General features: G+C 46.5%; 6 protein-coding genes and 1 pseudogene. 1 reads left to right on the top strand and 6 read right to left on the bottom strand.

Annotation, left to right across the window (positions count from 1 at the left end):
* Positions 1–79: 79 nt before the first annotated feature.
* Positions 80–1,051: a protein-methionine-sulfoxide reductase catalytic subunit MsrP gene (gene msrP / locus P5683_RS21855; RefSeq protein WP_006625794.1), complete on the bottom strand. Its 972-nt coding sequence runs from the start codon at positions 1,049–1,051 to the stop codon at positions 80–82.
* A 105-nt stretch (positions 1,052–1,156) separates the two neighbouring features.
* Here msrP and P5683_RS21850 point away from each other — a divergent pair, with 105 nt between their 5' ends.
* Complete coding sequence (locus P5683_RS21850) at positions 1,157–3,220, top strand: WD40 repeat domain-containing serine/threonine-protein kinase (protein WP_006625793.1); 2,064 nt, start codon at positions 1,157–1,159, stop codon at positions 3,218–3,220.
* 154 nt (positions 3,221–3,374) lie between these two features.
* On the opposite strand, the gene P5683_RS21845 is transcribed toward P5683_RS21850, so the two are convergent.
* The 5 genes and pseudogenes from P5683_RS21845 to P5683_RS21825 form a co-directional block, all read right to left on the bottom strand.
* On the bottom strand, positions 3,375–4,349 hold the full coding sequence (locus P5683_RS21845; RefSeq protein WP_006669711.1) for a YheT family hydrolase: 975 nt from the start codon (positions 4,347–4,349) through the stop codon (positions 3,375–3,377).
* Positions 4,350–4,425: 76 nt separating this feature from the next.
* Positions 4,426–4,761: pseudogene (locus P5683_RS21840) on the bottom strand (TetR/AcrR family transcriptional regulator C-terminal domain-containing protein); the annotation flags it as partial.
* 503 nt (positions 4,762–5,264) lie between these two features.
* Positions 5,265–5,381, bottom strand: a complete 117-nt coding sequence (locus tag P5683_RS21835) for a photosystem II reaction center protein I (protein ID WP_006616470.1) — start codon at positions 5,379–5,381, stop codon at positions 5,265–5,267.
* Between the two features lie 38 nt (positions 5,382–5,419).
* The gene (locus tag P5683_RS21830) at positions 5,420–5,542 is read right to left on the bottom strand and encodes a hypothetical protein (RefSeq protein WP_257720192.1); all 123 of its coding nucleotides are present in this window, start codon (positions 5,540–5,542) and stop codon (positions 5,420–5,422) included.
* Between the two features lie 219 nt (positions 5,543–5,761).
* Positions 5,762–6,076, bottom strand: a complete 315-nt coding sequence (locus P5683_RS21825; protein ID WP_152344022.1) for a hypothetical protein — start codon at positions 6,074–6,076, stop codon at positions 5,762–5,764.
* Between the last annotated feature and the right edge of the window lie 139 nt (positions 6,077–6,215).

Raw genomic sequence — 6,215 nt, 5'->3', positions numbered from 1 at the left:
ATATCGTCGCATTGTCAGGCAATAGCCGGATAAATGTCGCGTAAATGTATCAGTGTGGGTTAGCTGGCTGGTGAACTTTTCAGGTGTACAAATGGGCTACATATTCTCCATAGCCGTTATAAATTAATGTGGGTTGAGTGTCCCAGGAGAAACTCGGACCATTACCAACAATGCGTTCGGTAGCTTGAGACCAACGGGGATGAGGTTTGTTAGGGTTAACATTAGCCACAAAGCCATATTCGTTAGGGACTAAGGTATTCCAAAATGTGGGAGGTTGGTGGTCTAAAAATTCGATTTTGACAATAGATTTAGCGCCTTTAAAGCCGTATTTCCAAGGTAGAACCATGCGTAAAGGTGCGCCATTTTGTTTGGGGAGAGTTTTACCATAAATTCCGGTGGCAAAAAATGCCAATTCATTAGCCATTTCCTGAATGGTTAATCCCTCGGTATATGGCCAGGGATAATTAGTAGCCCAGAAACCAGGACCTTTGGTGATTTTGGGGTCATAAAAGGAAGTGAAGCGGACAAATTTGGCGGCGCTGGTGGGTTCAACGTCGGCCATGAGTAGACGCATGGGAAAACCGACCCAGGGAACTACCATCGCCCAGGCTTCGACACAGCGAAATCGATAGATTCTTTCTTGGAGGGGGAATTTTTGGTGTAAATCATCGATATCGTAGGTGCGGGGATTTTTGACGAGTCCTGAGACTTCTACTCGCCAGTTATCGGTAGGGAGGTTTTGGGCGGCTTCCCAAATAGATTTAGACCCGCCAAATTCGTAGTAGTTGTTATAACGGGTAGCAAGGTCTTCGGGGGTAGTTGCTGATGAGAGATTGAGAAAGTTAGGATTTGGGGCTAGGTTGGGATAGGGGGTTTGGGTAGTCTGGAAGGTGGCAGAAGTGCGATCGCATCCCTGTAGGGGTAAAATAGAGGCGGCCAGTCCGGCTCCGACTACTTGTTTGATAAATTTACGGCGGTTGACAAAGGCTGATTCTGAGGTAATCAGTTTTTCGGGTAGTTGCCAGTCGGGAGATATGCGAATTAGCGACATATATATAGAGTGTTGCGTTTTATTACATGGTTTTTCTGCTAGTGTGGCTACCCAGGTGTGAAAAGCATATCATATAATTGGAATACACCGAAACAATGCCTGGTTATGAGTTACTGCATAAATCCCCAGTGTCAGCACCCGCAGAATTCTCCTGGTCAAAAGACTTGTAAGAGTTGTGGAGCTAGTTTGCGCCTGAAAGACCGCTACCGGATCGTGAGGATTTTAGGAGAAAGTGCTAACAGTCGGACTTTTTTGGCTGTCGATGAGGATAAGCCGTCTAAGCCTCAGTGTACGATTAAGCAATTTATGGGTTCGCCAGAAAATGTTGATTCTGGAACTGGTGAAATCGATTGCTATAAGCATATAGAAGTGGATTTGAGGTTGCGTGCGCGGGAGTTGGAGAGAATTGGTCAGAATACTTTGATTCCAGAACTTTGGGCGAGTTTTGAAGAGGATGGATCTAAGTATTTTGTTCATGAGTATATTCGCGGACGCAATTTGGCTGATGAGTTGGCTAGTGATGGGGTATTTGGAGAAATCCAGATTTGGGATCTACTTACGTCTGTACTTCCGGTGCTAGAGGTTGTCCATGAAAATGGTATTGTTCATGGGGATATTAAGCCGGAGAATATTGTCCGTTCCCCTCAATATAATGGTTATGGGGGTAATCGTTTGTCTCTGGTGGATTTTGGGTCGGCTATTCCTCTGGTGGAAGTTGAACAATACCCTGGTGAACGGATGATGGGAGCGGCGGAATATGTGGCCCCAGAACAAACTCAAGGACATTTTGATGGGAGAAATGATCTGTACAGTTTGGGGGTGACTTGTCTGCACTTAATGACAGATGTTTCGCCTTTTGAGTTGTTTGATGTCAAATCAAATACTTGGGTGTGGCGAGACTACCTTAAACGCCCTGTTAGCCGTCGATTAGGCAGGATTTTAGATAGGTTGGTAGAGCGAAATCCGGCCCGTCGTTATCAGTCAGCATCGGAGGCGATCGCTTCTTTGAAAGGAGGACCGACGGCTGGGGCGTTGGCGGAAAGTTCTGACCAGCAGTGGATTATGACGGCTTGGGGTGGAATTGCGCTCACAATACTGTCTCTAATTTTGGCTTCGCGATTGCCGACTCCGGTTCCCGAAACCCCCAGAAGCCCAGAAATTCCGGTGAGAAGAATGCCGGAGGTTCGCCCTAACTATAACAGAAACAGACCTGATAATTATCGCCGCCGTTATCAGAACAGACAATCTTCTGGGGTGCGGACCTTGCGATCGGGTGATGGGCCGATTTGGTCGATCGCTATTACTCCCGATGGTCAATTGGTAGCTAGTGGTCAGACTGATGGCTCGATTAACTTGGTGGATATTGATACGGGGACTGTAGTTAATACTTTATCTGGTCATAACCAACCGGTTGGTACAATAGCGATCGCTCCTGAAGGTCGATTTTTGGCTAGTGCTGGGGGTGATGGCACTATTCGGATTTGGGACTTGTGGAATAGTCGTCTGGTGCGGGTGTTACCTGGTCATCGGGGTTGGGTTCATGCTTTGGCTTTTAGTCCTGATGGTGCTAGTTTGGCTAGTGCGGGAGGTGATGGGTCGATTCGCTTGTGGAATGTTGACACCGGCTTTGAGGAAAGAACTTTACGGGGTTACGAGGAACAGATACAGGCGATCGCTTTTAGTGCTAATGGTCAAATGTTAATCAGTGGTAGCAGTAATGGTTTGCTGGAATTATGGGATCGGGAAACTGGTGAATTGCGGCGGAGTTTAGCGGCTCATCCTCAAGCTATCTGGTCTTTGGCTGTTAGTCCTGATGGTCAAACTCTGGCTACGGGAAGTTGGGATCGGACTGTCCGCCTCTGGGACTTAAATCGCCTGGAGTTGGAATATTTTACCAGTCTCCCCCTGCAAACTTTGACCGGTCATGATGAGAAAATTCAATCTCTGTCTTTTAGTCCTGATGGTCAAACTCTGGCTAGTGGGGATTTTGACGGTACTGTTAAGTTATGGCAAATCAGGCCAGGGGGCTTAACGGGGACGATTAAAGGTCATCAACACTGGGTGAATGTGGTTTTTAACCCGGTTCAGCCAACTTTAGTTAGTGGCAGTTTTGATAATAGTATTAAGGTGTGGCCAATGGGTTGGTCTCGCGTGGGTCGCCATCCCTAGGGGCTAGTTCTCCAGTCCATCCTCTATTCTACCAGAGTCTTGATAACCCCTCGCCAAGTCTGGTTTGACTGGCGGCGGCGAGAAGGCGACGCACCCTAAGATGATTGTGATTTGACGGTTACAATAATCACGCCGCCTGGCTATGGGTGCATAATCATCGCCGGCTTCCAAACCAGTTTAAAATGCGATTCCATGCCCACCAAGGGTCACGATCGCCCCATTGTTTTTGACAGGATTTACTGCTAATATGGCAGACGTGCCCTCCTGATGGGGTTAGCCATAGGTCAATGGCTTTATTCTGTCTCGCTAACGCTTTTAAATCGGGGATAATACTGGGGTCGAATAGAGGGTCATCTTCGGCATATAAAATTAGGGTGGGTTTGTATAATTGCGGTAAAATCTGCAAGCCACTGGTGGCGGTAAAATAGTCTTCTACTGTGGCAAATCCTAGTTTTTCAATTACTAATTCGTGGTCAAAACTACGAATTGAATTGACTCTGGCGATCGCTTCTGGATTGAAGATATTGGGGTGGTTTGGATTTAGTTGATGGGCGAGTATTTGCAGTTGGCGGGTAATGGCTTTTTCTAAATACTTCCCGACCGGATGATTTTCTAAATAGGCTAGGGATCTATTGGAGTCTAAACTAGGGCAAACTACAGCCGCACCAGCTATGTCTAAATTGCTGGAACTTTGGGCGGCTTTTAACCCCCACAAGGCTAATTGTCCCCCCAAGGAAAAACCTAATAAACTTATGGGGGCTGGACAGCCTAGGGCGAGTGACTGGTTAGCAATTTCTACAAAGTCTTGTCCTTCATATAAGCCGTCAGATTGCAGTGTGGGGGAGAGTTTACCCGTTTGACCGTGGGCGCGCCAGTCGAATAATACTACCGCATAACCATGGGCAAAGGCTTTGCGACCTAGTATTTTTAAAAACCACTGATTTTCTAAGTCTCCTACAATGCCATAAGTGCCAATTATTGTGCCTTGGGGGTTGGGGGGAATTGCATAAATACCAAAGATGGGGACACCCCCCGCCCCGGTGAATATTTTTTGTTGATAGGGGGGGGCGGGTTCGTGGGTGTGATTTTGCCAGGTTTTGCTAATTTGCAGGGCTGTATAAAGGGTCATTATTAACCCGTTTTTAAGGAAAAATGGGGGGCGATAACTGGGAGATGACGACATGATTTGATGGGATGATGATTCTTTATGGTAGGGCTTTTTGATGGATAATTAATTCTACTAAATTATCGATTAGGCGATCGGCTGTCATGGGTAGGGAATCTTGGCTTGGCAAAATCTCTTGGACTACCATATAATGAATCAGGGAGCCTACGAAGATTCGGGCTGTGGCTTCCGGGTCGGTAATAGTCAATTCTTGACAGGTTTTTAAATACTCTTTCAGGGTTTCTATGGCGGGCTTGACTAGGGTTGTTAAAAATACTTGGGCTAGGTCTGGGCGTTTTCCTGACTCGGAGACTATTAACCGGAGCAAGCTAAGATATTCGCGATCGCTTATATTTTCCATTAGTATTCCCTTGGCTAAGTCTCGTAAGACTAACTCTGGTTTCCCTGATAGGGGAGGCGACCTCTCGGAGTTTTTCCGGGGCTATCCTTTTGACTAGGGCGGTAAACAACCCATCTTTGTCGGAAAAATGACTATATATAGGGTTGGTTTGGACACCCCGGCTGCTTGGGCGACTCTATCCATCTGATATATGGGCTTATACCTTGATAGAATCTGCCTTTTAAATCATATATCGGAGTAGGTGCGATCGCATAGTTATTAACTTCTCCCTAGCTAATTAAAAGGAGTTAATCATAGCGGATTTTAGCGAGTTATATTGGCAGTTTAGTTAGGGAAAGATGCCAATCTATAGGGTAATTATAGGCAGTTTTTTAGATAACAATTAACCACATATTATGGCTAGTAAAACTTATCCCAAATCGGTGATACTGGGGTAAATGGAGTTATGGGTTATACATGATAACTGATCACCCCATTTACCCCCCTAGATCAGGTTTTGGCTTGGGAATTCCGCCGGATTACTCTAAGTCCCGACGCTTGGGGTTTCGTGAGGGGTCATTGGATAAGAATCCAAAGATAAATAAGCCTACGAAGAAGAGGACAACGATGTTAACGATGATTTTCAGAGTTACCATTGTTTTATTACTCCCTGGGGAATCTGTTTTTGATTGGGTTATGCAATTTGCACTGTTTTCCCATCATATCTTAATTTGGGCTTTGGTTTAAGGATTTTATGGCTTTCTGGGGCGATCGCTTTCTGAACCAGTGTTGAATAAATAATCAAGCGTACAGCCATGTTTCCCCCACGGTTAAATCATAGCAGATGTGGCGGTGGATGTCAAGGGGATTCGGGGAGAGGTGGCGATCGCTTTCTGAACCGTTGAATAAATAATCAAGCGTATAGCCATGTTTCCCCCACGTTTAAATCATAGCAGATGTGGCGGTGGATGTCAAGGGGATTCGGGGAGAGGTGGCGATCAGAGTGTTGAATAAATAATCAAGTGTATAGCCATGTTTACCCCATGATTAAATGATAGCAGATGTGGCGGTGGATGTCAAGGGGAGCTGGGGGAAGTTGGGAAGTTGGAGAGTTGACAGGTGGGAAGTCCGAGAGTTGGAGAGTTTCAAAGCTGGGAAGTCCGAGAGTTGACAGGTCTTCAAGTTGACGGGTGGGAGTTGGGGGAAGTCCGAGAGTTGACGGGTGGGAGTTGACGGGTGGGAGTTGACAGGTCCGAGAGTTGACAGGTGGGAGTTGACAGGTCTGAGGTGGGGTAAGTCCGAGAGTTGACAGGTCCGAGAGTTGACAGGTCTGAGAGTTGGAGAGTTTCAAAGTTGGAAAGCTGGGAAGTTGGAAAGCTGGGAAGTTGGAAAGCTGGGAAGTTGGGAAGCTGGGAAGTTGGGAAGTTGGGAAGTTGGGAAGTCCGAGAGTTGACAGGTCCGAGGTGGGAGTTGGGGGAAGTCCGAGAGTT

The sequence above is a fragment of the Limnospira sp. PMC 1279.21 genome (genome assembly GCF_032349615.1).
GTDB lineage: Bacteria > Cyanobacteriota > Cyanobacteriia > Cyanobacteriales > Microcoleaceae > Limnospira > Limnospira fusiformis.
Note: the sequence above shows the minus strand (reverse complement) of the source record. Positions and strands in the feature narration are given on the sequence as shown.

Excerpts from the sequence above, each read along its gene's own strand:
- msrP (WP_006625794.1), bottom strand. The coding sequence starts at position 1,051 with ATGTCGCTAATTCGCATATCTCCCGACTGGCAACTACCCGAAAAACTG.
- P5683_RS21845 (WP_006669711.1), bottom strand. The coding sequence starts at position 4,349 with ATGACCCTTTATACAGCCCTGCAAATTAGCAAAACCTGGCAAAATCAC.
- P5683_RS21830 (WP_257720192.1), bottom strand. The coding sequence starts at position 5,542 with ATGGCTGTACGCTTGATTATTTATTCAACACTGGTTCAGAAAGCGATC.
- P5683_RS21835 (WP_006616470.1), bottom strand. The coding sequence starts at position 5,381 with ATGGTAACTCTGAAAATCATCGTTAACATCGTTGTCCTCTTCTTCGTA.
- P5683_RS21850 (WP_006625793.1), top strand. The coding sequence starts at position 1,157 with ATGAGTTACTGCATAAATCCCCAGTGTCAGCACCCGCAGAATTCTCCT.